At 53.0% G+C, this 25,582-nt stretch carries 22 protein-coding genes; 4 read left to right on the forward strand and 18 right to left on the reverse strand.

Annotated features, from left to right (window positions below; translation table 11 throughout):
* From EFA69_RS19815 to EFA69_RS19835, 5 genes are all read right to left on the reverse strand, one after another.
* Positions 1-1,422, reverse strand: coding sequence for an ABC transporter permease (locus EFA69_RS19815; RefSeq protein WP_183906880.1), 1,422 nt, complete (start codon positions 1,420-1,422; stop codon positions 1-3).
* A gap of 1 nt (position 1,423) precedes the next feature.
* Entirely contained in the window at positions 1,424-2,134 is a 711-nt protein-coding gene (locus EFA69_RS19820) for an ABC transporter ATP-binding protein (protein ID WP_123134775.1), read from the reverse strand.
* Positions 2,135-2,276: 142 nt separating this feature from the next.
* Positions 2,277-2,750: a DUF4625 domain-containing protein gene (locus EFA69_RS19825; RefSeq protein ID WP_123134936.1), complete on the reverse strand. Its 474-nt coding sequence runs from the start codon at positions 2,748-2,750 to the stop codon at positions 2,277-2,279.
* Between the two features lie 292 nt (positions 2,751-3,042).
* Positions 3,043-3,978 carry a DUF4625 domain-containing protein gene (locus tag EFA69_RS19830; protein ID WP_183906881.1) on the reverse strand — a complete coding sequence of 312 codons (936 nt, stop codon included), beginning with the start codon at positions 3,976-3,978 and terminating at the stop codon, positions 3,043-3,045.
* A gap of 210 nt (positions 3,979-4,188) precedes the next feature.
* Complete coding sequence (locus EFA69_RS19835) at positions 4,189-5,463, reverse strand: hypothetical protein (protein WP_245964642.1); 1,275 nt, start codon at positions 5,461-5,463, stop codon at positions 4,189-4,191.
* 131 nt (positions 5,464-5,594) lie between these two features.
* Here EFA69_RS19835 and EFA69_RS20170 point away from each other — a divergent pair, with 131 nt between their 5' ends.
* On the forward strand, positions 5,595-5,852 hold the full coding sequence (locus EFA69_RS20170) for a hypothetical protein (RefSeq protein WP_148041427.1): 258 nt from the start codon (positions 5,595-5,597) through the stop codon (positions 5,850-5,852).
* A 9-nt stretch (positions 5,853-5,861) separates the two neighbouring features.
* On the opposite strand, the gene EFA69_RS19845 is transcribed toward EFA69_RS20170, so the two are convergent.
* The 3 genes from EFA69_RS19845 to EFA69_RS19855 form a co-directional block, all read right to left on the reverse strand.
* On the reverse strand, positions 5,862-8,267 hold the full coding sequence (locus tag EFA69_RS19845) for a TonB-dependent receptor (protein ID WP_123134938.1): 2,406 nt from the start codon (positions 8,265-8,267) through the stop codon (positions 5,862-5,864).
* Between the two features lie 463 nt (positions 8,268-8,730).
* Positions 8,731-9,033: a hypothetical protein gene (locus EFA69_RS19850; RefSeq protein WP_148041428.1), complete on the reverse strand. Its 303-nt coding sequence runs from the start codon at positions 9,031-9,033 to the stop codon at positions 8,731-8,733.
* Between the two features lie 203 nt (positions 9,034-9,236).
* Complete coding sequence (locus tag EFA69_RS19855; RefSeq protein WP_123134779.1) at positions 9,237-10,193, reverse strand: CvpA family protein; 957 nt, start codon at positions 10,191-10,193, stop codon at positions 9,237-9,239.
* 154 nt (positions 10,194-10,347) lie between these two features.
* Between EFA69_RS19855 and EFA69_RS19860 the strand changes: the two genes are divergently transcribed.
* The 3 genes from EFA69_RS19860 to EFA69_RS19870 all read left to right on the forward strand — a co-directional run bounded on the left by EFA69_RS19860 (position 10,348) and on the right by EFA69_RS19870 (position 12,445).
* A complete protein-coding gene (locus EFA69_RS19860; RefSeq protein ID WP_123134939.1) occupies positions 10,348-10,635 on the forward strand; it encodes a GNAT family N-acetyltransferase in 288 nt (95 codons plus the stop codon).
* A gap of 176 nt (positions 10,636-10,811) precedes the next feature.
* A complete protein-coding gene (locus EFA69_RS19865; protein ID WP_123134940.1) occupies positions 10,812-11,687 on the forward strand; it encodes a prephenate dehydrogenase in 876 nt (291 codons plus the stop codon).
* Between the two features lie 92 nt (positions 11,688-11,779).
* The gene (locus EFA69_RS19870; RefSeq protein ID WP_245964643.1) at positions 11,780-12,445 is read left to right on the forward strand and encodes a hypothetical protein; all 666 of its coding nucleotides are present in this window, start codon (positions 11,780-11,782) and stop codon (positions 12,443-12,445) included.
* A gap of 9 nt (positions 12,446-12,454) precedes the next feature.
* Here EFA69_RS19870 and EFA69_RS19875 read toward each other — a convergent pair whose 3' ends face one another.
* The 10 genes from EFA69_RS19875 to ilvD all read right to left on the reverse strand — a co-directional run bounded on the left by EFA69_RS19875 (position 12,455) and on the right by ilvD (position 25,269).
* Positions 12,455-13,090, reverse strand: coding sequence for a hypothetical protein (locus tag EFA69_RS19875; RefSeq protein WP_123134781.1), 636 nt, complete (start codon positions 13,088-13,090; stop codon positions 12,455-12,457).
* Positions 13,091-13,284: 194 nt separating this feature from the next.
* Entirely contained in the window at positions 13,285-14,340 is a 1,056-nt protein-coding gene (locus EFA69_RS19880; protein WP_123134782.1) for an MJ1255/VC2487 family glycosyltransferase, read from the reverse strand.
* Between the two features lie 4 nt (positions 14,341-14,344).
* Entirely contained in the window at positions 14,345-15,142 is a 798-nt protein-coding gene (locus tag EFA69_RS19885; protein WP_123134783.1) for a phosphatase PAP2 family protein, read from the reverse strand.
* Between the two features lie 74 nt (positions 15,143-15,216).
* Entirely contained in the window at positions 15,217-16,731 is a 1,515-nt protein-coding gene (locus tag EFA69_RS19890; protein WP_123134784.1) for an ATP-binding cassette domain-containing protein, read from the reverse strand.
* Positions 16,732-16,891: 160 nt separating this feature from the next.
* On the reverse strand, positions 16,892-17,926 hold the full coding sequence (locus EFA69_RS19895; RefSeq protein ID WP_245964644.1) for a glycerophosphodiester phosphodiesterase: 1,035 nt from the start codon (positions 17,924-17,926) through the stop codon (positions 16,892-16,894).
* 224 nt (positions 17,927-18,150) lie between these two features.
* Positions 18,151-19,422 (reverse strand): threonine ammonia-lyase IlvA, encoded by a 1,272-nt coding sequence (ilvA, locus tag EFA69_RS19900; RefSeq protein ID WP_123134785.1) that lies wholly within the window; start codon positions 19,420-19,422, stop codon positions 18,151-18,153.
* A gap of 429 nt (positions 19,423-19,851) precedes the next feature.
* Entirely contained in the window at positions 19,852-20,895 is a 1,044-nt protein-coding gene (gene ilvC, locus EFA69_RS19905) for a ketol-acid reductoisomerase (protein ID WP_066837499.1), read from the reverse strand.
* Between the two features lie 326 nt (positions 20,896-21,221).
* A complete protein-coding gene (gene ilvN, locus EFA69_RS19910) occupies positions 21,222-21,830 on the reverse strand; it encodes an acetolactate synthase small subunit (RefSeq protein WP_123134786.1) in 609 nt (202 codons plus the stop codon).
* Between the two features lie 21 nt (positions 21,831-21,851).
* Positions 21,852-23,585: a biosynthetic-type acetolactate synthase large subunit gene (ilvB, locus tag EFA69_RS19915; RefSeq protein WP_123134787.1), complete on the reverse strand. Its 1,734-nt coding sequence runs from the start codon at positions 23,583-23,585 to the stop codon at positions 21,852-21,854.
* The gene (ilvD, locus tag EFA69_RS19920; protein WP_123134788.1) at positions 23,548-25,269 is read right to left on the reverse strand and encodes a dihydroxy-acid dehydratase; all 1,722 of its coding nucleotides are present in this window, start codon (positions 25,267-25,269) and stop codon (positions 23,548-23,550) included. The genes ilvB and ilvD overlap by 38 nt, the downstream gene beginning before the upstream one ends.
* Positions 25,270-25,582 lie beyond the last annotated feature (313 nt).

The raw sequence follows: 25,582 nt of genomic DNA on the forward strand, positions 1-25,582 counted from the left end.
TTATACAATTTGAGTTTTGTCTATGAGCCGGAAGCCCACCGTGCACACCAGCACCAGCCACAGGAATAAAGCCGCCAAAGAGAAGACGTGGTGACTTAGGGCCCATTGCACGGGCGGTGTCTCGTAGGAAAATGGCTTGAACTCCTTCCAGGTGTCGGAGCTGAGACGGGTGGTTTTGTCTTTGTAGGTGAGGCGGGTGGCCTGTAGGTGGTTCAACCCCTGCGCTAACTTATAGCGGTACTCCTCGGCCTCTTCCTGGAAATGGAGGTAGTGCGAAAAATCAGAGCCCGCCATGCCCATTGACAAATGCCGCACCGCCAAGTACGGGTTCAGAAACGCTGCCAGCTCAGAGATAAGGTTCTGTTGCTGGAAGGTGTTAGTTAATTTGTCAAAATGTTCTCGGTACACGCGGGTGCTCTGTTCTTCGCCGGCCGCCATGATGATTCCGTCCACATTCACCGGTAATTGGCTCAGCGAATCTACTCCGTACTTCCGGAGCAGCTCTTTTTTGAGCCCTCCGGCGCGTGCATCCTGTGCGTTATGCCCGTCAATGCCTTTGGCTACTTCCTCGTGCACATCGGCGTCCATCTGGGCTTTGGTGGGCGTGGTGTACAAGGTGTTGCCCAGGTTGGCCGCGGCTTTGGGAATGATCACGCAGAACAGAATCCAGATACCCAGCAAGGTCACCAAAGCGGTGCTGGACCGCCGGTGCAACGCCGAGATGATAACCGACAGCACAATGAAAATGAAAAAGTACACCAGATAAAAAGACAGGAACAGCAACAGCCGCCAAACGGTATCTGGATGCAGATCAAACCCGTTCTGCCCGAACAGCAGCCCAGCCGCCAGTAATAGCGCGGGGGTAACCACTAGGGCCACGGTTTTGCTGTAGCCTTTGATCTTAGCCCAGGCAATCCGGCGCAAAGACACGCCCTGGCTCAGCAGAATCTTAAGGGTACCCGTTTCTTTCTCCTGGGTAAACGCCCCGAAACAAAGGAAAACAATGAGCAGCGGCAGGAGCATCTGCAATACAAAGGCCACTGTCATCTCCCCAAACCGAATGAGTGAGGAAGATTGCTGCGCCTGGCTGAAGTTGGCGCTGTTCTGCCGGTGCGCCTCCATAAACACCGAGGCCCCGGTAAATGAATCTAACCCAAAGTCCAGAAAACTAAGGCTGGATTTGGGCCTAAACGCGAAGGAACCGTAATGGGCCATGCGGTGCGGGTGGCGGTCTTGGGAATTATGGAACTGGTGGTTTACTTCCTCTTGCGCTACCATCCGTTCCTGCTGCAACGTATGCGCGCTATACAACCCCACCACGGTGGCGGCCAGCAAAAGCAGCAACACGAGTACGCTCAGCACGACAAAACGCTTATCGCGGAGCGTACTCAGGAATTCTTTTTGGGCTATGCTTCTCACCATGTTAGTTGTGCATATAGTTGAGGTACAGTTTCTCCAGTTCATTGGCATCTAGCGCGGCAGTACCCAGCACGTCCACCAGTTCCCCTTCGCGCATAATGCCCACTCGGGTGCCTACTTCTTTGGCCCGGAAGATGTCATGCGTGGCCATGAAAATGGCCGTGCCCTGGCTACTCAGTTTCAGCAGCAGATCAGAGAACTCGTTGCTGGCTTTGGGGTCTAGACCGGAGGTAGGTTCATCCAGCAGCAGCACTTTGGCGTGTTTGGCCACCGCAATGGCAATGCCCACTTTCTGGCGCATCCCTTTAGAATAGGTCCCCACTTTGCGCGATGCTGCCTCGGCAGGCAAGCCGGCCTCTATCAAGTAAAACAACAGCTGCTCCTTGTCATATTCAAACCCCGCCAGGCTGCTGAACAAAGCCAAGTTTTCCAGCCCCGTGAGGTTGGGGTACAGCATCACATTTTCGGGAATGTAGGCCAGGTATTCTTTCACCTTGAGCAGATGATCAGCCACTTCCAAACCATTAATGTAGGCGGCCCCGGAGGTAGGCGTGATAAAGCCCAGGAACAAATTGATGGTGGTAGATTTACCGGCCCCGTTCTGCCCCAGAAGGCAAAAAATCTCACCCGGTTTAATCTGTAGGTTGAGACCTTTGAGGGCCAGTTTATCTTGGTATTCTTTCTTGAGTTGTCTTGCTTCTAAGGCAAATTCCATAGACGTATTTAATTGAGTGAGCGGAGAATATAAAAAATGAAACAGCAGCTGGTTTAAGTGTAATTTGACCAGGCCATTTGTGTTCAGTTAGTATTCTACTGGACATTATTTTATAGTGAAGGAGCGAAACCTTGTCAATGGGTTATTGTACTTTAATGCTCAACCCCTTTAAGGTCTGCCAGCCTTCCTGGTCTGTTAAGCGGATCAGAAAATGGTAATCGCCGGGGTCCACGTCTGCCGGAATCTGTATCTGGTAATTTCCTTCGTATTCGCGTTGGCCCTCCGGAATAGGAAAGTCTTTGATGAGCAGGAACGGTTTTACCGGCGCTTTTACCGGCTCCATGGCGCATTCCGTTACCTCGGTGCTGTGGGTGTGGTGGTCGAAGTTGTGGTGAATGTCCACGCTCAGGGAGCCGAGCCGGAGGTTATCCCGCAGCCGCACACGGAAGGTGAAGGTTTCCCCTCGCTTAACGGTACTGCATTGGACCGGAAAGGCACCGGCAAAACTGGTGTCAATCACCGGGTATTCGGTGTCCAGTACTTCTTCCTCGTCACCTTGGCAACTAGACAGCAAGAAGAGAGTCGTGGCCAACATGCTGATGATGATCTTTTTCATGGTTGAAATTTTAGTCTTGTCTTTAGATGATGCTTGACCTTCTTTTCCGGCGCGCAAGAGCTTCGGGCTGAATAGCCAAGTGTACTTTCACGGAAGTGCCGCCTCCCTCTCTCGGACTTGTTCCGGTGCCGGTGTGGGTTTGGCAGCAACGTTATTCCAGGCATGGCAGGAGGATGGTTTCTGTTTAGGGGCTCTTTTTGGAAAAACAGCCCCTAAACAGAAATACCTTACCTCCGTGAACCTCTTGAGAAAATCATTGGGAAAACTCCGGCACTACTTAAGATTGATCTGGTTACTTCATCTCTATGGGAAGCTCTATGTAGTGGAAGAAACTGAAGTCATAGGTGGTGTTTTTATAAACCACGCCGTAATAGTAAGTACCAGACTCCCAGGGTTTGGCACCGTTGACAGGGCTTGGCTGCGGGGCATTGTTGTCATTTGCCGCTCCAATAGTGAGGTTTGGGAAGTCACGAACGGGGGTAAACGTCGCCGGATCAAAAATAGAATTGGTGAAAAAATCGGCCGCCGCCCAGCCCTTGTGTTCGTAGACGTCATAGACAATTGCCTTACTGAAATCTATCTGCTCCACAGACTCTGGCCGATGGTTCAACTTCTTGTTGATCAATAAGAGGTACATCTTCCCGTCGCCTTTGACCCCAGAAATGGCAACTTGGGAATTGAACACGTCTCCCTTCTGGAGTTTCTGCCCTGCATTGACAAATTTCCCATCCCAGTAGAAAGGCTCCCCTTTGGCAAAGAGGTTGAAGATGCTTAGCTGCGGGTTTACGGGCAGGTTTTTCTCCTCATAGAGAATAATGCTTCGTTTCTCCTCTAACTTGGCGCCATTCTGATTATTGACCATGATCAGGAAATCGTAATTCCCCTCGGCCGCGTCGGCCGGTATGTCGAAATGCTTGTGTACTTTGGCGTTCTTGGCTCCTTTGTACTGGTCCCAGGTGATCTCGTGCTGCCATACCTTAGAGTACGTTTCACCGCTTCTCTGTTGTATCCTAACCTGCACGTTCTCAATCTTATCACCAGCCAAAATATCTGCGTTCAGGTGAAAATCCCTGCCAATTACGCCTACCCCGTTGTTACCAAGCCCTACCTCAATGTTGTCAATGGTAGGTTTGGGTAAAACGGGGGCAGGTTCATCGTCCTCGTCGCAGGAAGTAAAGAGGCCAACTGCCAAAAGCAGAAATAGGTATTGTTTTACTAGTGCTTTCACGTTCATTGTTTTTTTGAAAGTTGAAGTGTTTGTAGATGCATAGCCAGCGAAAGCCACTCTTTGGTTTCTAGCTGAATAACCGCTTCTGAATATCACGGAGAGCCTCTCCGCAACAGCTTTGGCCCTTGGCCGAGGCTGTTGCGGAGTTGTGCTGTGTATTTCTCTTCTATGTGTCAGAAGAGTTTAGAAAAGTTCTTCACCGCTACCTCCTTAGTGCGATTCACTTGTTTCAAAACCGAGGATAACCAGCTTGGTAGGCTGAGCGGAGACTTTGATTTTGGAGACACTGGTAAGGTCTGCCAACGACACCTGATGGACCTCCCCTAACGCCGGCAGGGCGATGTAGGCAAACTTCTCGGTTGCTTCCAATACTGGCTTAAGTGTTTCTGCGGCAGCAGTAGGCGAAATGATTTTGCCTTCCTTTTTGAGGTTTCCGGTTGCCAGATCATACACTTTGAGGGTGCCGTCTAAGAGCAGCAGCAACAGGTTACGGCCTGCCTTGTCTACCTTACACTGCATGATGCTCGTACTCTCAAAAATTGGGATCATTTCGTTAGTAGCCAGGTCTATATAGTAAGCACCCTTCAAATTGGAATACCCTACAAACTTCTTAGCCCCCTCTGCATACAACATGGTTCCGAGGCGAACCTCACCGAAACCAGCGGGATTAGGAATGAGTCGTTGCTGTCCGGATTGCGTCACTACCAAAGCTCCGCCTTCGGCGCCAAACACCGCATTGGTACCATCCGTGGCATTTCCGTGAATCCGGCTGGTTGGCAACGTGGAAGCGATCACCTCATTACCTGAAGCATTGATAATCTTTACTCCGTGAGGCCCCGCCAAAGTAGAGGATTTATCAACTACGGTAACCCCGTAGGTGCCATTGTTGAATTTCACCATAGCCCCATGGTGTGGGTCTAAACCAGCATTGACTACCCGCATTTTCGCGCCAGGTACATGAAAATCAGATTCACGGGCTACGGTGAGGGTACCGTCTCCGTCATTGAAAATGATGGATTCATCACCCTTGGATTTGAAATGCGAAGGTTTTAATCCTTCACCAGTTATGGCAGCAAAAGTAGGGGTTCCTTTTTCATCCACGTGGTCCCCGTGGTACTCCAGGCCACTGTCAAAGAACTCCACCCTGTTTTGGCTCCCGAACAACAAGGCCGCAAAACGCCCTGAGGCCGTGGGATACAAAGATGCATTGGGGTATTTTGCCTGGAATGCAAGGGTAGTGCCATCGGCTGGCTTTATCTGGGTAATGGTAGTAGAGGTACCATCTGAGGTGAGCAGCCGGACGTACTCAAATTCCTTTACTGCCTGAACTGGTTGGGGCTCTGGGTCATTTTCATCTTTGTCACAGGACGCGAGAACGGCTATGGCAAGAAAGCCCAGGAGCGCATGCTGCACGCCTTTATGGATGGAGTAAGTAGTACCCTGGATCTGGGAGAAGTAGTTCTTTAGAAATGTATTAACGTTCATTGTCGAATCTTTAAAAATGATGTATTCGCCCCATGGATGGGGTATGCTTTTAAAATCTATGGGATTTAAACTAGGGGTCGCTTCAACTAAACTTCTTTGGCGGCCCTCTCAGAAAGATACCTGACTCCGTTTTGGGAGTAGGAGAAGTGATCCTATACACCAGCCACTGCGGCTCAGGCACCTTCCACTGTGTGATTGACCACGGCAACACTGGTACCGCTCCTTCCGCCTGGAAATGGCAGAGCAAGCAGTGGTCATATACCGCAACCACCGTTTTGGTTTTGTCAGACGGGCGGGAATGGTGGTTGACTAAGATGCCATGCACCGGCCCGCTGAGCACGGCCACCAGCCAGAGAGCCGTGACCATTCTCGCAGATCTTCCGCTATGAGGTTTGCTTTTAGTCATGGCGTAGAAGCGTGAAGGGCACTTTTAGAGAAAGAATAATATTGCGTCCAGCCTCGGGCAGTTCAATCAGGCGGTAAAAGCTGGTATGGTTGAGGTAGCGGGTGTTCAGCAGATTCTGGGCTTGTACGCTTATGGAAAGCTCCTGTCTGCTGACGCGCAAGGTGGTGCCGGCAGAGAAGTTGAGCACCTGGCTGGCGGGCGTCTTTTTCTCCGGCGGTACAATCCGGTATTGGCTACCCGTTAGCCGGTAGTCAAGCGAAAAATAGGTATTCTTGGGTCCCCGGCTGAACTGGGGCTCATAGCTGATATTGATGATCGCTGTCGGCGGGGGTGAAAAGGGCAACGTATAGCCCTTTTTCTCACCAGACAATTGTTCGCTGTACAAGTATTCGGCTAGGAACTCGGTGCTCCAATGTTTCAGGAACCTGTACTTTGCCTCAAACTCTGCGCCGTAGCGCATTACGCTGCTTTGGGCATACTGGAATACCTGATTACCGGCCCCATAATAATAGTCATGGCGTGAAGTTGGGTTTAGGTAGATGTAGTTGGGGAAGTAATTATAGAAGGAACTTAGCTGAACAGACCATTTCGGTTGCGTCCAGGTCACGCTTACATCCAGTTGGTAAGACTGCTCCGGCGATAAACCTGGGTCTCCTTTTTCATAGCTGAAGTAATGGTAGTTCACGCCGTTAGCCGCTAATTCCTTCGCAATGGGCATCCGGAAGCTCTTCCCCAAATTGGCTTTGAGTTGTAGTTTCTCCCGGTTATAGTTGAAACCCGCTGACCAGATAAAACTTTGGAATTGCCGCTGCAGGCTGTCTGCCCTTACCAAGGCCTGAGAAACTGTGCCCTCCTGGGTCTGCACGTCAGAGTTAAACCAGTCTGTGTACTTGGTGATCTTGATCTTCCCGTAATCGTACCGCAAAGCTCCGTGCAGCAGCCAATGCTCGTTCAGCGTGAACTTGTCATACAGAAAAGCACCGGCACTAAATTGCCTGAACGCCGGCACCAGAAAGCTCCAGCCACCAATGCTATTGTCTTGGTATTCTGTATTCACACCTGCGGCCAGGGTGTGCCTGCCCCAGGCCATGTTATCCTTTATATTGAGAGAATACACCTGCTTCTCAAACTCTCTTTCCAAGGTTTGAGGGGTGCGCATCCGGGTTGGGTACAGGGGCGGCATGTACCCATGGTTGACATACGGGCTAAACTCCTGCCTGAAATTCTTCTGGTAACCAAGTTCCGCCTCCACCTCGTGGCCAGGTAAACTAAAAGAACTCCGGTTAATGAGCTTGAAGTGATTAACTTTCTGGTAAGGCATCAGGATATCACGGTGAGAGGCATCCTGTTCCTCGGTGTTTACGCGGCGGGGCTCCAGGCCGTGGGCGTTGGCAAAGAACCCGCTCTTGCTGTAGGTGTTGCTCAGGTAGAACACAGACCGGTATTTCTCTTCCACCACGCCGGTGCTCAGGTGCAGGTTTGTCTCGTGGCCTGCGGTGTTGCGCAGGCGGTTGTCCTTCAGGTCCACGGCATAATCATAGACGTACACCCTACTGGTGGGGACCCGGTAATCTGCGTAATCTAAACGGGTTACCCGGCTATCAAAGAACCAGCGCTCTTTCCGGCCATACAGGTTGAGAGAGGTGCCGTACAGGTTATTATTCGTTTTGCCTATGATATCTACCGCACCGCCCAGCGTATGCTTTGGGGGAACAGGATGGGGTTTGATGTCAATGGCACCGGCAATGGCGTCTGATCCATAAACGAACGAGGCGGCTCCTTTGATCAACTCCACCTGGCTGGCGGCAAACTGGTCTATCTCCAGCCCGTGGTCTACCCCCCACTGCTGTCCCTCGTGTTTCACACCATTCTCCACTACCACCACCCGATTGAACCCCAGCCCCCTGATGAGCGGTTTGGATTGGCCAGAACCTATACCTATCGTCTTGATCCCCGGTTGGCGCTCCAGCGATTTCATCAGGCTTCCTCCCAGGTTACGTCTGATGTAGACCTCGTTCACTACCTCCACATTCATTGATTCCTCCCGTTTCCTGAACTCTGTACGGTCACCGGCCACCACAACTTCCCCAAGTTCCTGCGGAGCAGGGTAAAGGTTGATGTTTACCTCGGTGCCTCCGCCCACCAAGTGAACGGGTACCACTTGCTGCCGATAACCGGTATAGGAGAAGGTAAGGGAATAGTGACCGGCTGGCACGTGCGGAAAAGTGAAATAACCCGATGCGTCGCTTTGCGTGGCCAACATTGAAGGGCTCAGCCTAACCGTTACCCCCGGTAAAGGATTGTTCCTCTCGTCTGTTATTTTTCCAGACAATGAAACATTTTGGCCCAGAGCATTCATGGCAAAGCTGAAGAGCAGTAAGAAAAGCGTAAGCTTCATACAGAGAAAAAATGAAGGACAGACCACAGACATGGCAAGTGTTACTCCTGCCACCAATCCAGATGTAGCCGTTCCGGTTTCCTGACTTTGGAGATGAGAGCATGTACCCAACCCATGCTTAAGCCTTGCGCAGACTTGGACATGGGTGAAAAGCCCTACCAGGAATAGCAAGGATTCCCTGGGCATATCATCACCAACCAGCCGCACCGCTAGAGGAAGGACAAAGACATCTGATGTTTAGAAATTGTGCCGGAATGCCTGCATTAGCGGAGGCAAGGACACACAGAGAAGGGCAAGCACAGGCTGCTTAGAGAATTGGATGATAGAAGGGCATGAATATCCCTGAGTCATCTTCCCAGATTCTCAAAATGAATAGAATACACTCCTGCCACCTGCTCTCTCTAAGCAGAAAGAGTATGACAGAAAAGCTGCGCTACTACAATAGACAGTGGCTTACCAAAAGTTAAGAAAGGAGTTGGGGTGGTCCCCGAAGGTCAATGTTATTGGGATAGGTGAACTTCCAGGCAAAGCAGAAGTCTGTGGTAAGGGAACTAATGGCAACGGTGTAAACCGGAGTGGGTACCGTAGGCAGTTCCAAGAGGTGAGGCTGCCCGTAGTCTTTCTCTTTGCAATGTTTGTGCACTTTGCCCACGGTATGTTTGGCATCACCGGGGGCAGGCTCATCATGGGCCGCCGTGTGCTCGTGGTCATGCAACGCCAGAATCGCCGCCTCCGGTACCATTACCTGGCAGAAGAGCAGTAACAAAAAGCTGGCGATATAGGGTTGTAACCGGAGCATCTAAAACAGAAAAACAGCCTCTACACAACTGGGGCAGATCAGGGGGAAACGGGAGCGATTTGGATAAAGCCTTCCCGTCCTGGCCATTCGGCAGCAATAATAAACAACAGGACCTCTAAATGCAACTAAGTTGCGGTTAAGTTTAAAGGAATGGTAGAAAAGAGTGTGTTTCAGTTCCTAAAGTTCTGGGTAATCATGAGTCTGCGGTCGCTGCCCTGGAGCACGCCAATGCCCACGCGGCCAAACCTATCGCGAAGAATGTTGGCGCGGTGGCCGGGCGAGTTCATGAGCCCCTCATGCGCAATGGTGAGCGTGGGCGCCAAGGCCAGGTTTTCACCGGCCAGCCGGAAAGGAACGTGCGCTTTCCGGATGCGGTCAAAGGGACTCCAACCCTCAGGGGTGTAGTGCGAAAAATAACCCCGGCGGAACATGTCTTCAGAATGGCTTCGGGCCACGCGGCGCAAAGAGGTGTCGGCGGCCAGGGGTTGTAGGTTCTCCTTGGCGCGCTCCTGGTTGATGAGGTGGAGCATCTGGGCTTCCAGGTCGGGGCGTGGCGTCATGCGGGTGACTTTGTAGGGCAACTCAATCATTTCCTCAGAGCCCGGCGCCACGGTGAGTTTGCGCATGGTGCGGTTCAAGGCTTCGTCAAAGACAGGGGCCAGCGCCATTTCGGCCTTTTCCGTCACCGAGGATAATCTAGAAGCCAGTTTGCTTTCCTGCACTTCCTCTTGAATGCTCTGCGGCAGGGGCAGCGCCATGAACAGCACCACCACAATAGCCGCCGTGACAAGTCCGCTTAGCAGCCCCGGTAACAAGCCCAGCACCTGGTTGCCCTTATGCCGATGCACATGGGCAGGCAGCCGGGAAACAATCACATCGCCCAGCGCCTGAATCAGGATACTGGACAACACCGCCACTATGAAAAAAGAAAGGGGCAAGAGCCACAGCTCGTTCCAGTCCAGCACCTGCTCCAGCCACGAAGCCACGTATGGGTAAAACTTGAGCCCCAGCAGCAGGCTGCCCACCCACCGCACCAGGTCCAGCACTCCGTACACAAAACCCCGGTACCAGCCCGTCCAGAGGCTGGAAAGCACAATGATCAGCAGGAGTAAGTCAATGTAATTCATCTTTCGTGTTTGCGTATGGGTGGTGTAGAAACTTAAGCAGATGGGCTTCTCCCGTTTCTTTTACCGCTCTCTTTCTGGTTCTGTTACTTTATTTTCCGCCAAGGGAAACTTCCCCGTAGCTGGTTTTCCGTATAGCTTCTCAAAAAACGAGCATATGAGCAAACAGGAAGTACAGCACGACGAAGAAGACCTGAGGTTCTACATAGCATTGGGCGAAGAAGACGCAGAACTCACCTACTCCCGCACCGAGCAGGAGGAACTGGACCTGGATTACACCTACGTACCCCAAAGCCACCGCAACCAAGGCCTGGCCGACCAACTGGTGAAAACTGCCCTGGACTACGTGAAAGAGCACCAACTCAAGTTTGTGGCTTCCTGCCCCGTGGTGGAGGCCTACGTGAAGCGCCACCCAGAATACGCCCCTTTTATGGCAGATGCCTAAACCCTGTGATCCGGCATTGGACTGTGCCTGCGTTTAGGGGCCGTTTTTGGAAAAACAGCCCCTAAACGCAGGCGTGTTTTTTTTGACTCTTCGCCTGTGCTCCCCAGCCCAGAGATGAAGCCGAACAGAAAACTTGTTGTACCTTCGTCTTTCTACGTTGCGTACGTTTGTCACTCATGAAAACCATCTCCATTGTAGGAACCGGGCTTATTGGCGGTTCGGCGGCCTTAGACCTCAGAAAAGCAGGAAATGTACGGGAACTGATTGGGGTAGACCAAAACCCGGAGCACGCCGCCCGCGCGGTGGAACTGGGCTTGGTGGACCGCATTCTGCCCCTGCAAGAAGCTGCCGCCGTGTCTGATGTCCTTCTGGTGGCCATTCCGGTGTCCGCTATCCAGAAACTGCTGCCTTCGCTGTTGGACATGCTGCCCCCGCAGGCGGTGGTCATTGACCTGGGCTCTACCAAAAGCCTTCTCTGCGAAGCCGTACGCCAGCACCCTAACCGGGCCCAGTTTGTGGCCGCCCACCCCATTGCGGGTACTGAGTACTCAGGCCCCACCGCCGCGCTGGAAGGTTTGTACCAGGGCAAGATGAACATCATCTGTGAGAAAGAGCTGTCCTCTGAACACGCGCTGCACACGGCCCAGGAAGTGTTTTCCACGCTAGGTCTCAAGACGATTTACATGCAGCCCGAGGAGCACGACAAGCACGTGGCCTACGTATCGCACCTCTCGCACGTGAGCTCGTTTCTGCTGGGTTTGACCGTGCTGGACGTGGAGAAAGACGAACGCAACATCTTCACGCTGGCGGGTTCAGGCTTTGCGTCTACGGTGCGTCTGGCCAAAAGCTCCCCAGACATGTGGGCGCCCATCTTTGAGCAGAACGCCCATTTCCTGAGCCACGCCCTGGCCGAGTACATCAAGCACCTGCAACGCTTCCAGGAGTGTCTCCAGAGCGGCCAAACCCAGGAACTGTACCAGATGATGCAGCAGGCCAACCAGATCAGGCCCGTGCTGGATGGCATTGCGCAGGTGTCGCCGGTGGTGAAATAATCCTGTTTAGCGGCTGTTTTTGGAAAAAGAGCCCCTAAACGCAACGGCTGTCTATTTACCGTATAACTCCCTTTTGCCTGCTCCGTACCAAGGTGAAACACATTCTCTACTGGACCGAAGATATTATGGGCATCTCTGATTTATTTGACAAGCTCAAGAAAGAGTGGGAAGTACTCAAGGGCAACGACGCCAAAGACAAGTTCTTCTACAACGAGAACACCTACCCAGACGAGGCCACCGCCCGGCGGGAGTTTGCCCGCAGCAAGCAGAAACTGTTTGACGTGAACCGCTGGTCTAAACTGCCGGGCATCAATTCCACCTTTCAGCTCTTTGACTCCTCCGGCCATCCATCTGAAGCCACCAAAGTACAGGTAGGCGATTTTATGCAGATCATTCTGCCCGCCACCACCATTGAGAACTGGGTAACGGTGGTAGAGGTGACCGAGGAAGAGAACGCCGCCCAGTTCATTGTGCGCCCCAGCCCCAAACCCGAGCCGCAGCGAAACCCTGACGAGAGCGACGGCGTGAAGCATTTCTTCTCCTCTGAAGCCACCAGTACCTTCCGCATCCTCCGCGACGGCACCAAGCTCATGGGCTTTGAGATTGGCCGCGACGAAGCCATCAATAACTCTGGCGAAGAGACACAAAACCGAACCTTGCTCAACACGCTTATCTCAGAAGGTGGCTGGGCTGGTTTTCAGGATTTGCAGTGGAACAAGATCACGCGCTACTACGTGCACCTGGAGGAGGTGGAATAAGGCAGCCGCTTAGTCTGTTCGCTTCTTTCTTTTAGGATAGAGTTCCCCAATGAGCAGATTCAGGTTCAGTCCGCCGTTGGGCACTTTGCGGTTGTAGTTGAACACGCCCCCTACGCTCAGCCCGAACGCGTGAGTGGCCATCACGGCAAAATCACCGCGTATGCTCCAACCGGGTAGCCAATACGTCCTGACATCGTACTCATAATGGGTGCTGTTGAGAATGCCTCCCCATCCGCCGCTGGTCACTTTTTTAATGTTGTGCGGCATTTTGTACCGCACCAGAGAGGGCCCGGTGGAAAGGGAAAGGTGAACTCTTTTTCGTTCGTTCCTGAATTTCCCTATGGTGAGATTAAGCTCGTCTACAGAATGTTTGGGGAGGTTATTGCCGAACAAAGCGGTGTTTCTCAGCTGCCCATCTTGGGTTTCTTCGTACTCCTGTGAATACATTCTCACGGCCAAAAGATAGTTCTGCCGGGTTTCCTTCACAAAAGAGCCATTCAAAATTGCGTGTGACTCACTGGAAGTAGGAATGGTGGTGCCCAGCATGAAGTAATATTTCCGGGTAAACGCAGTATCCGTGGCCGCCTGCCCAAGGGTGGAGAGACTATAGAAAAGGAACAAGGTAAACAGGGAGAAAGCTTTCATGGCCAATACAGATTACGTGTGTGTTCTTACTCCTTTCCCTCCGCAAGCCCCAGCTCACTAAAGATAACACTTTCCTCGTAAAACCAAATCAGTATCAACCAGTTGCAACAACCCTCTCACAAAACGTCCTTTGCGTTTAGGGGCTCTTTTTGGAAAAAGAGCCCCTAAACGCAAAGGACGTTTTCAGGATGGTGCTACTTTATCTGGGAAAGCAGCTTCTCCAACTCCCCAAACAGAATTTCGTTCCCCTCCTGCCGGTAGTGCTGCAACTGCTCCTGAAACTGCGGCACCTCGTACAGAAACGCTTTGAGTCCGTCTGGCGTGAACTCCGGGAAATAACGGCCATACCCCAGTTTCTGCACATAGGCGGCGTTGAGGTACTGCTCAAACTGCTTGGGAATGGGCACCGAACAGATGGGTTTTCGCAGATACACCGCCTCGCTCAGCAATGAAAAACCACCGTTGGCCACCACAGCCTTCGCCGAAGCCAGATCCTGGATGAAGCCCGCCTCACTGAACGCCTTCAGGTGTACATTGCCGTGCTGTTCTTCTTTGTTGAACCCGTAGACGTAGAAGGTTTCACCGGGCAGTTGCTGCAAGGTCTGCAAGAGGTTTTTCTGGTTCGTGCTGGATTGGTACACCAGCACATGGTTCCCCGGCCGGGGCTGCGCCCGCAGAATCTCTTCCCTAATGATGGGGGGCACCACCGTGGTATTGTCTTTGCACACCGGCACGTCAAAGAAAGAGGCCACCAGATAATGCGCTGAGCGGGGCACTTTGGCTTTCACCACGTTTCTGGCCACCTGGAAACTGCTCTTCCACTCGGGCAGCAGCGGCACGTCCAATACACAGCGGTTAATCACCTGCATGTTGTCTATGCTGATGACGGGCAATTTATGGTGCTTGGCGAAAAAGAAACTGAAGGACTCAAAATCTGAGATCACCACCTCCGGGCGGAATTTCTCCATGAGCTCGCGGTACCGGTTAAAGTTCATCTTGAGCGTGGCCGGGGCGGTTCTGAGGGTCAGCATGGCTGTATTCACCGTGGAGACGGCTGCGTTGCGGTACGCGATGTGAAAACCCTTGATCTCATGTACCCGCCCCGGGAAGGCCCTGGCCAGAAACTGGTACGCCCGCGCGCTGGACACTACCTGCACCTCATGCCCCTGCCCCAACAGGTACGTGATGATCACTTTGCTTCTGGTGGCGTGGCCCATGCCCTCGCCGGGTACTCCGTATAATATTTTCATCTGCTTAAGAATATTGCTCTGGGTGGGTAGCCACTTTGAAGACCCGCTTCAACACCCCAGACAAAGAAAACAAATAAGCCAGCACCATGCCCGTTGCCGACCCCAGGGAAACATCCAGCTCAGAATGCACGCCCAAAGCCACCCTGGACATACAGACCAGCACCGCCCACAGCATGGGCAGCACCAACCAAGGGCGGTGCCGGCGCGGCAGCTGGAGCCCCAGCCACATGGTGAGCATAGAGCCCAGCAGGAAAGCGTTCTGGGAGTGGCCCGATGGGAAAGAATAGCCCGCCTCGCTCACCCAATGCTCCAGCACCACCGGCGAGATCTGGGTATACTTCTCAGGGTTCTTTTTCAGATACTCCGCCAGATACACCCGGCGCGTCTCAGCGTCTTGCAGGTAAAAAGTGTCCAGCAAGGAAGCCTCCTGCCCTTTGCCGCCCAGCAGAAACTGATGGCTGGGGCGTGGCACCTCCGCCAGCGGCTTTATCACGTACTCGTTCAGCATGGCCATACTGCCCAGCGTGAACAGCAAAAACAGAAACGCCACCGTGAAAGATTGTGCCCGCAACTTAAGGCCTGTCTGTTGGCTGGCCGCCAGCAGACAGAGCAAAATGCCCAGCACCGGCGTGCCGTAAACACCGCCAGACTGGGATAATACGTACCAGAAAAGCGTATCACGGTCGGCCTGCAGGTAACCGCTGAACGACACCGGCAGCAGCCACACCACCAGCACCAGCAAAAGCCAGCTCACGCCCGTGAGCAGAAGGGCAAACTTATTTTGGCTTAAATGTTTCCTCATGGATGAACCTACCCAGAACTTCTTGTGGAAGGGATGGGCATAAAATGGAAAGATACGGCATTGCGCGCAATTAACTACGCCGGAGCCAACACCTTTCCCTGCTCCAGCCGCAGCACCTTAGTTACACAAGCTGGAATCTCCTGGGCGTAGTGCGTCACGTAGAGCAGCGTGGTAGTACTATGGGCACAGATCTGTTCCAGCAGTTCTTTGAACCCTCTCTGCTGTTGCGCATCCATCCCCTGGCAAGGCTCGTCCAGAATAAGTAGCGGCGGATGCTTAATGAGGGCCCGCGCCAGAAGGCATAGCCGCTGCACACTAGCTGAGACCGTTCTGAGCGGTTTGTCTTTTGCGTCTGCCACACCCATAAGTTCCAGCCAGCGCAGGGCTTGGGCCGCATTCTCAGGTTGGCTTTTCCGCATCAGCCCCAGCGTGTCATACAACCCAGACTCCACCACCTCCAGGCAGGTGTTTTGGTACGGGAAAAACTGAAACAGCTCCGGCGAGACAAACCCAATTTTCTTTCTGATGTCCCAGATGGTTTCACCGGTGCCGCGCTTACGGTCAAAGAGCGTAATGTCCTGGGCAAAGGCCTGCGGGTGGTCGCCGTTGAGCAAACTGAGCAGCGTGCTTTTCCCGGCTCCGTTAGGTCCCAGCAATGCCCACCGTTCCCCTTGCTGCACCCGCCAGTCCACGTTCTGCAACACCGTTTTGTGGCCGTAGCGCACGTTTACATTCTTCAGTTCCAGAATGGTTTCATACGCAGCCAGCGGTTTGTCTGAAAGCAAACCCGTTAGGGCAGCAGCATCCAGAGCCGGTTTTTGGCCATGGCTAAATACTTGGTGGTGAAAGTTTTCCTTCGGCTGTGCCGAAATAATTTTGCCTTGATGCAGTACCGCTACATGGGTAATAGCCCGGGGAATTTCCTGCGCAGAAGTAGCCATGACCACCGTTACGCCCGAGGCGATGATCTCAGAGAGCAATTGATTGAAATGGACACGGGACTCCGCATCCAGACCAGTGAGCGGCATGTCCAGGAGCAACAATTGAGGGTTGCGCAGCATGGCGGCTGCCAGCAGCAGATGTTTGGTTTCGCCGTTAGAGAGAGTAATGAGTGGTTTATTCCTTAGCTCCTCCAGCCGGACAGCCTGCACCACTTTTTCCAGCGTCCAGACAGGATTTGGTCGGGACGGGGCCGGCAACCCAGACAGATATTCCTGAACGGTGGGCGCATCCTGGGCGTCTGAGGCATGGTACCGCTGTTGGTAGTAAAAGTCTGCGGTATTGGTGGAATGGTTCTTAAACGTATGCTTCTGCCCCACCTCCGCCACCAGATCCCGGAAAGAAGAAAAAGCATCTTGCTGCTTAGGATGGGTTTCCAGAAACCGCTCATAGAAGCCGTACGCCACGTGCCCTCCTACCACGCTCAACCTACCGGCCAGAGCCTGCAGCAGAGAGGTTTTGCCCGCGCCGCTCTCCCCCACCAAGGCCCACTGCTGCCCGGGCAGAATCTGGAAATCCAGCTGGGAGAAAACGGTCTGGTTCACGTACCTGACGGATACGTTCTGGAAGGTGAGAAAAGGGAGAGACATGGAGAAAAGAGCAAATTCAGCGAATAAAAATCTGTATAGAATAGAAAGTTATGCCCACTTGTGCTGGAAACGTTTAGGGACTGTTTTTGAAAAAACAGCCCCTAAACGGAAACATCAGAAATGTATTAGTTTGGAGTGTACCGCGCTGTGCACAAGAATCTTATTTCTTTACCTTGCCCAGTAAAATCTCTGGTTCGTTGGTGGTAATGAAATCCGCTTTGCGCTCCAGCAGCCAATCCATCATTTCGGGGGTGTTTACGGTCCAGACGTTTACGGTGAGGCCTAGTTGGTGGGCTTCGTTTATCCACTGCGGGTTCTTTTGCACCACAGACAGGTTATAGTCAAAGCCCGTCATCTTGTCCTTGGCCAGCTCAGCGGGCGCTTTGCCGCCGTTGAGGTACGCCACCTTAGCCGATGGCTCCAGTTCCAGCACCTTTTTAAGAATGTCATAGTCAAAGCTGATGTAGTCTACCCAGCCCTGCGCCTTGTGCTTTTGCACCAACTCCACCACTTTTCTGGCCAGCGCCTGCCCCCGCTCTTTGCTCACAGAAGAAGGCTTTATCTCCAGAATGAGCTTGGTTTTGTTCTGGTTCAGGCCAGCCAGCAGGTAAGCCTCCAGCGTAGGCAACGGCTCGCCGTTGGGAAGTTTGAGTTTGGCCAGTTCCCCTGATGTTGTCTTTTCAATGTGCGTTCCTTTTACGTCATGGTCATGGTACACAAACAGCACTGAGTCAGCGGACATGTGTACGTCAAACTCACTGCCGGCGCAGCCCAGCCTGATGGCATGTTGCAGGGCCGGAATGGAGTTTTCGCTCACGCCCGTATTCTTGAACGCTCCGCGGTGGGCAATCACGCCGTTGGTGATGAACTCGTCTTTCACAATCCGGAAGGTTTCCTGTTTTCCGTTGGCCGCCAGCGTCACCTCCAGCCATTGATTTTGCGAGGCCGCCCCAGCGGTTTGCTTCAGCCGCAGGGTATTGTCTGTGCCTAACTCAAAGAGCTTCTTGCTTTCCCCCACCAGTTTCACCTTAGGAACGGCAGTACCCTGGCCTACCGCCAGTACTTTTCCTATAGTCGGCTTGCCGGTAGTATAGGTGAAATTGGAAAGGGTAAGCTTTGTTTGGGCCATGGTAACGGAGCAGAAAGCGTAACTCAAGCTTACGCAAGCGGCCAGGCCGAGGAGCATTTTTTTCATGGGTTTAGGGTAGGATTAGCAGTTCAACTTACACAGAATTAACGCATTGAAATTGACAACCTGAAGGCAATATGCAAAGAGGAAGCGTAAAAGCAGCAAGTACCTAAAATTTTGTAGCCACGCCCCAAGCCTGAGCAGAGAGCGTAAAGCGAATGCCCCACCGCCTTTGACAGCAGCGGGGCACTCAAACTACACAACACTTACTAAAACGAACTAATAAAATCTTACACAAATAGATTGAGGAAGTCCTGCTTGCCGTTGAGGTACTCATAGGCGAAGCCTTCCTCCAGCATTCTGAGTTTGATGGCTTCCACATCCTGCGGGTGCTTCACCTCCACCCCAATGAACACCGGGCCTTTCTCTTTGTTGTTCTTCTTGATGTACTGGAAATGGATGATGTCGTCCTCGGGGTGCAATACGCGGTTCACGAAGGTTCTCAGCGCCCCGGGCTTCTGGTTGAACGTGACCATGAAGTAGTGCTTGAGGCCCTGGTGCTGCAGCGCGCGTTCCTTGATATCTTCCATGCGGGTGATGTCATTGTTGCTGCCGCTGATCACGCACACCACGTTTTTACCTTTGATTTCCCCGGCGAAATCTTTTAAAGCCGAAATGCTCAAGGTGCCGGCCGGTTCCAGCACCACGCCTTCCTCATTGTACATCTTGAGAATGTCTTCGCAGATTTGGCCTTCGGGCACCAGCACCACGTCATCTAGCAGTTCCCGGCAGATCTCAAATGTGATCTCACCGGGGCATTTCACGGCCGCCCCATCTACAAACGAGTCAATGGTCTCCAACGCCTGACGCTGATCTTCTTTAATGGACCGGTACATAGACGGCGCGCCCAGCGGCTGTACCCCAATCAGTTTGGTATTGGGGCTCACCTGCTTGAACACACTAGAGACGCCAGAGGCCAACCCGCCCCCGCCAATAGGCATGAACAGGTAATCAATGGCAAAATCAGCGTCTTTGAAAATCTCCAGCCCCACGGTGGCCTGGCCTTCTACAATGGCCAGGTCATCAAACGGCGGAATGAAAGTGCTCCCGCGCCCGTCGCAGAATTCCTTTGCGGCTTTGAACGTGTCATCATAGGTGGCACCGGTGAGCACCACCTCTACCATATCTTTCCCGAAGAGGCGCACTTTGTTCACCTTCTGGGCGGGCGTTTGGGCAGGCATGAAGATGTAGCCTTTGATGCCCAGCAATTGGCAGGCATAGGCCACCCCCTGCGCGTGGTTCCCAGCGCTTGAGCAGACAATCTCCCCCGCCCTTTCCTCGGCAGAAAGCGACGAAATCTTGTTATACGCCCCTCTTATTTTGTAGGAACGCACCACCTGCAAATCTTCCCGCTTCAGGTAAATCTCGGCGTCATAGAGCTGCGACAGCCATAGGTTCTTCATGAGGGGCGTTTTGTAGATCACCCCTTTCAGGTTCTTGGCCGCTTTCTCTACATTTCCCAGCGCTACCACGGTTTCTAATGAAGCTGTCTGTTTCTGCATGGTGAATTCCTCTTTCTGCTTTTGTCCTGTTTTCAGAAAATAAGCCCTAAAACAAGTACCTTTTTCCCTGGCTGCCGAAGGATGCGTGGAGTCTCCCGACTCCCATATTACGCTTGGTCTAACTCCTGACAGACCAACGCACTTCGAATCAGTGCCATTTCGGTCTGTTAGGGGACAGACCGGGGGAGGTAGTTTCCAGACTCCATTCGTCAAAATCCTACTCGTGGCTCCCGGCGAGTCTGGAGACTCGCATCATCTTTTGTCACGAGTCTTGAGACTCGCGCCAGTAGATGACGGTTACCGTTTGGTTTAAACGCCTGTGAAGCCTTAGAGACTTCACAGGCGTTTCTGTTTTGGGCCCATTTTCAAGAAAACATGTCCAAAACGCACTAAAGATTTTATTCTTCTCCTGAGAAAAAGGAGGTAAGACTATCTGCCGGAGCGGAGTTTTCTTACGGTAGCACCGGTCTGCCATAACTCTGACTCACGCACCTCCGCCAACTCGGCTTCCAGCTCGGCACGGTAGCCTGGGGTTGAACCGCGCTGAATGGTACGGGCCGCTTCCTGGCCAGACGCCACGCTGTCATACAGTTCATTCAATACAGGCAAGGTAGCCTCACGGAATTTGCCTTTCCAATCTAAAGCACCACGCTGAGCGGTTACAGAGCAGTTGCTGAACATCCAGTCCATACCGTTCTCGCCTACTAATGGCACCAGGCTCTGGGTTAGTTCTTCCACGGTTTCGTTGAACGCCTCAGACGGTGAGTGACCGCGCTGACGCAATACTTGGTACTGGGCTTCAATGATACCCGCCAAAGCACCCATCAACACACCGCGCTCACCAGTTAAATCAGAGTAGACTTCTTTTTTGAAATCAGTCTCAAATAGGTAACCAGAACCTACGCCAATGCCCATAGCAATAGCTTTCTCGTAGGCTTTACCTGTGGCATCCTGGAACACCGCGAACGAAGAGTTCAACCCGCTACCGGCTAAGAACAGACGGCGCAGGCTGGTGCCGCTTCCTTTAGGGGCTACCAGAATCACATCTACATCAGCGGGCGGAACAATGTTGGTTTGCTCTTTGAACGTGATGCCGAAGCCGTGTGAGAAATACAGGGTGTTGCCTGGCTTCAATCTTTCTTTGATGGTGGGCCAAACGGCAATCTGACCAGCGTCTGACAACAGGTTGCAGATGATGGTACCGCGCTCCACGGCTTCTTCAATAGAGAACAAGGTCTCGCCTTCTACAAAACCGTCTTGCTTGGCTTTCTCCCAAGAGGCTGAATCCTTGCGCTGGCCCACAATCACCTTGAAGCCATTGTCGCGCATGTTCAACGCCTGACCCGGACCTTGCACGCCGTAGCCAATCACCGCAATCACTTCGTCTTTAAGCGTCTCTTGGGCTTTTGCCAACGGATATTCATCGCGGGTTACAACGGTTTCTTCTACACCGCCGAAATTAATCTTTGCCATTTTACTGTAGCTAATAAAGGTTTTAAGATGATTTACACTTCTAAAAGAGCCCTTCTGCGCTCTTTGCGTTTAGGAGCTGTTTTTGGAAAAACAGCCCCTAAACGGCTTTTTTATCTCTGGCGCGAGTCTCCAGACTCGTGCCGATGGATGCGTGGAGTCTCCAGACTCCCATTACTTCTACTGGTGGTTCCCGGCGAGTCTGGAGACTCGCTTCATCTTTTGTCACGAGACTAGAGTCTCGCGCCAGGAAATTCCAGACTTTCTGTTTTTGGCCTTTTTTCAGAAAAACAGGCTCTAAAAGCAATCGGACTCTCCTCGCCGCGGAATTACATGCTGAACACCTTCTCGCGGCTGTTCAGGAATTCGTTCTCCATGACCTCATGCCCCGGCTCGGCGCGCTCAAACTCACGCAGTTTGCGGTTGAAGCCGTCGCTGTCTTTGATGATGGCGATGCGGGCGCTGCGCACAAACTCAATCAACCCGAATGGCTGCAGAATTTTAATCAGGTTGTCGGTTTCCTCGCGGTGGCCGGTGGTTTCAAAGACAGTATAATCTTTTCTAATCACCACCACACGGGCTCCATTTTCGCGCAGCAGCCGCTCCACTTTCGCTTTCTCGGCCACAATATCAGTGGGCACTTTGTAGAGGGCCATTTCTTGCCAAATCACATCTTCGTTGGTGTTGAAGTACACCTTGAGCACCTCTACCTGCTTCTCAATCTGGCGGGCAATTTTGCTCACCACCTCCTCAGTTTCGTGCACCACGATGTTGAAGCGGTGAATTCCCTCTATCTCGCTGGGCGAGGTATTGAGGCTCTCAATGTTCATCTTGCGGCGCGAGAATATCATGGCGATGCGGTTGAGCAACCCAATCTGGTTCTCTGTGTACACCGTGATGTTGTATTCCTGCCGTTCTATTGGCGCTTGCTCACTCATCTTCTTCTTGGTTTAGCAAGGTTATTTCAATCTGATTTCACTCACGCTGCAGCCCTGCGGCACCATAGGGAACACGTTGTTCTCTTTGGTCACCATCACCTCCAGCAAGAAAGAGCCGGGGTTGGAGAGCATTTGCTGCAACGCCTCTACCAAGTCTTCGCGCTGGTTGATGCTGCGACCCGGTATGCCGTAACCCTTGGCTACCGTCACGTAATCTGGGCTGGTAATGTCCACGAACGAGTAGCGGCGCTCATGGAACAGCTCCTGCCACTGGCGCACCATGCCCAGGAACTGGTTATTCAGAATCAGGATTTTCACGTCTATGCCGCTCTGCATGATGGTGCCCAGTTCCTGAATGGTCATCTGCACACCGCCGTCGCCAATTACGGCCACCACGGTTCTGTTAGGTGCCCCAAACTTGGCCCCGATGGCCGCCGGTAACGCGAAGCCCATGGTGCCCAAGCCGCCGCTGGTAATGTTGCTGCGGGTCTGGTTCAATTTGGCGTAGCGGCAGGCCACCATCTGGTGCTGGCCTACGTCGGTGACAATGATGACCTCGCCCTTAGTGAGCTCGTTCAGTTGCTGAATTACTTCGCCCATGGTCATCTCATCGCTGGTGGGGAACAACTCTTCTCTGATGACAGCGTCAATTTCCTTCTGCTCGTACTCTTTGAACTTGGCCAGCCACTCGGTATGCTGTTTGGTTTCCACCATTTGGGTGAGCAACGGTAAGGTTTCTTTGCAGTCGCCCCACACCGGCACGGTGGTTTTCACGTTCTTGTCAATCTCGGCGGGGTCAATGTCCAGGTGAATGACTTGGGCCTGCTTGGCATATTTGTCCAGGCGGCCGGTTACGCGGTCATCAAAGCGCATGCCTATGGCAATCAAGACATCGCACTCATTGGTCATCACGTTGGGGCCGTAGTTGCCGTGCATGCCCAGCATACCCACGTTCTGCGGGTGGTCGGTAGGCAACGCACCTGCGCCCATGATGGTCCAGGCCGCCGGGATTCCGGTTTTCTCCAGAAAAGTCCTGAACTCCTGCTCGGCAGAGCCGAGCATCACGCCCTGGCCCCATAGCACGAACGGCTTCTTGGCTTTATTAATTAATTCCGCCGCCTGGCGGATGTATTCTTTGCGCACAATGGGCTTGGGCCGATAGCTGCGGATGTGGTCACACGGCGTGTAGCCCCGAAAAGCGAACTTCTGCAGCTGGGCGTTTTTGGTAATATCAATCAACACCGGACCGGGGCGACCACTGCGGGCAATGTGAAACGCTTTGGCCAATACCTCCGGAATCTCAGTGGCATCGGTTACCTGATAGTTCCACTTGGTGACCGGCGTGGTAATGCCAATTACATCTGCTTCCTGAAACGCATCTGTCCCTAGCAAGTGCGCGAATACCTGACCCGTGATACAGACCAAAGGCGTGCTGTCAATCAAGGCATCGGCGAGGCCGGTGACTAAATTGGTAGCACCGGGGCCGCTGGTAGCGAACACCACGCCTACTTTGCCGGAGCTTCGGGCATAGCCCTGGGCAGCGTGAATGCCGCCTTGCTCGTGGCGCACCAGTATGTGTTTCAAGTCACCTTCAAAGTCATAGAGCGCATCATAGATGGGCATGATGGCTCCACCCGGATACCCGAAGATGGTGTCTACGCCTTCCACCACGAAGCCGTGCAGTAGCGCCTGGCTACCGCTAATCATGGTATCTGTCTCAGGCAAGGCTGGGGCTTGTTTCTCTTGCGTTAACATAGGCTTCGTCTTGTAAATCGGTGATACAACCGTGGCTGGCATCACTCACTGTTCTAATGTATTTCAATAGCACACCGCCCTGCACGTTGGCTTTCGGGCGTTGCCACACGCTTCTGCGGGCAGTTAATTCGGCTTCGTCAAGCTGCACATCTATGGTGTTGGTGGTGGCGTCCAGCACAATCCAGTCGCCGTCTTCTACCAGAGCAATGGTGCCGCCGTCGTAGGCCTCTGGGCTCACGTGGCCAATCACAAAGCCGTGGGTACCACCCGAGAAACGGCCGTCGGTAATCAAAGCTACTTTGTCGCCTAACCCAGCACCCATGATGGCCGAGGTGGGTTTCAACATTTCGGGCATGCCCGGACCGCCTTTGGGCCCCACGTACCGGATGACGACGACCTGACCCGGTTGAATTTTCCCAGCGGCAATACCGTCATTCAGTTCTTCTTCTGAGTTGAACACAATGGCAGGGCCTTCAAACCGCAGTCCTTCTTTGCCCGAAATCTTAGCCACCGCTCCTTTAGAGGCCAGGTTGCCGTACAGAATCTGGATATGGCCGTCTGATTTGATGGGGTTGGAAAGTGGTCTCAGCAAATCCTGCTCCGCGCCCAGCGGTTTTATATTTTCCAGGTTTTCCGCCAAGGTTTTGCCAGTCACGGTCAATAAATCACCGTTCAGCAAACCAGCTTCCAGCAATGTTTTCTGCACAGCCGGTACACCGCCCAGCGCGGAAAGGTCTTCCATGAGGTACTTGCCACTGGGTTTCAAATCTGCCAACACCGGCACGCGGTTGCTCACGTCCTGGAAATCTTCCATAGTGAGATGCACGCCCGCCGCATGGGCAATGGCGATGAGGTGCAGCACGGCGTTGGTAGAACCGCCCAAAACCGTAATCATGACCAGCGCATTCTCAAACGCCTCACGGGTTAAGATGTCTCTGGGCTTGATGTCTTTCTCTAACAAATTCAGAATGTAGGCTCCGGTGTCCAGCGCTTCCTGGTTTTTCTCTGGGCTCACGGCTGTGGCCGAAGATGAGAACGGCAAGCTCATGCCCAGGGTCTCAATAGCCGCCGCCATGGTGTTGGCCGTGTACATTCCGCCGCAGGCGCCCGGACCCGGACACGCGTTCCGGATGATGCCGCGGTAGTCTTCGTCTGAGATAGTGCCATTCAGTTTTTTGCCGTAGGCCTCAAAACAAGACACAATGTTCAGCTTTTGGCCTTTGTACTCACCGCCTTTGATGGTGCCGCCGTAAATCATCACCGAGGGGCGGTTCAAGCGCGCCATGGCAATCAAGGCACCCGGCATGTTTTTATCACAGCCTACCACCGTGGCCACCGCATCATAGTAATGCGCACCGGCCATGGCTTCAATGGAATCAGCAATCAGTTCTCTACTCACCAGAGAGTAGCGCATACCGGCGTTGCCGTTGGTAATGCCGTCGCTCACGCCAATGGTGTTGAACCGCAGGCCCACCATACCGTTGGCCTGCACACCCATTTTCACGGCATCGGCGAGGCCGTTCAGGTGCATGTTGCAGGTGTTCCCCTCAAAGCCGGTAGAGCAGATGCCCACAAACGGTTTGCGCAGGTCTTCTTCTTTCACCCCTGAGCCAATCAGCATGGCCTGGGAGGCCGGAAGGCTGTCGTCTTTGGTGTAGATGCCGCTGTATTTATTCAGAGCCATGGTGTACTATGTTGTTAATCTGGTAATTATCAAATAAAAGAGCCTTTCTACCGGGTGGTTAGAAAGGCTCCAAAAGATTGTAAGAGGCCTGTCCTAACCACCTTGCGGCAGAGGAGTAATGACGATAAAGCAAATGACCGACCTATGTCGCATCTTGGTTCTCTCTTTGTGTTTAGCGCCCGTTTTTCCTAAAACAGGGCAAAAACGCACTCTATTCTTTGGCTGGCGCGAGTCTCAGGACTCGTGCCGATGGATGCGTGGAGTCTCCAGACTCCAGTGTTTTACTTGTGGTTCCCCGCGAGTCTGAAGACTC

The organism is Rufibacter immobilis (assembly GCF_003721565.1).
Lineage (GTDB): Bacteria > Bacteroidota > Bacteroidia > Cytophagales > Hymenobacteraceae > Nibribacter > Nibribacter immobilis.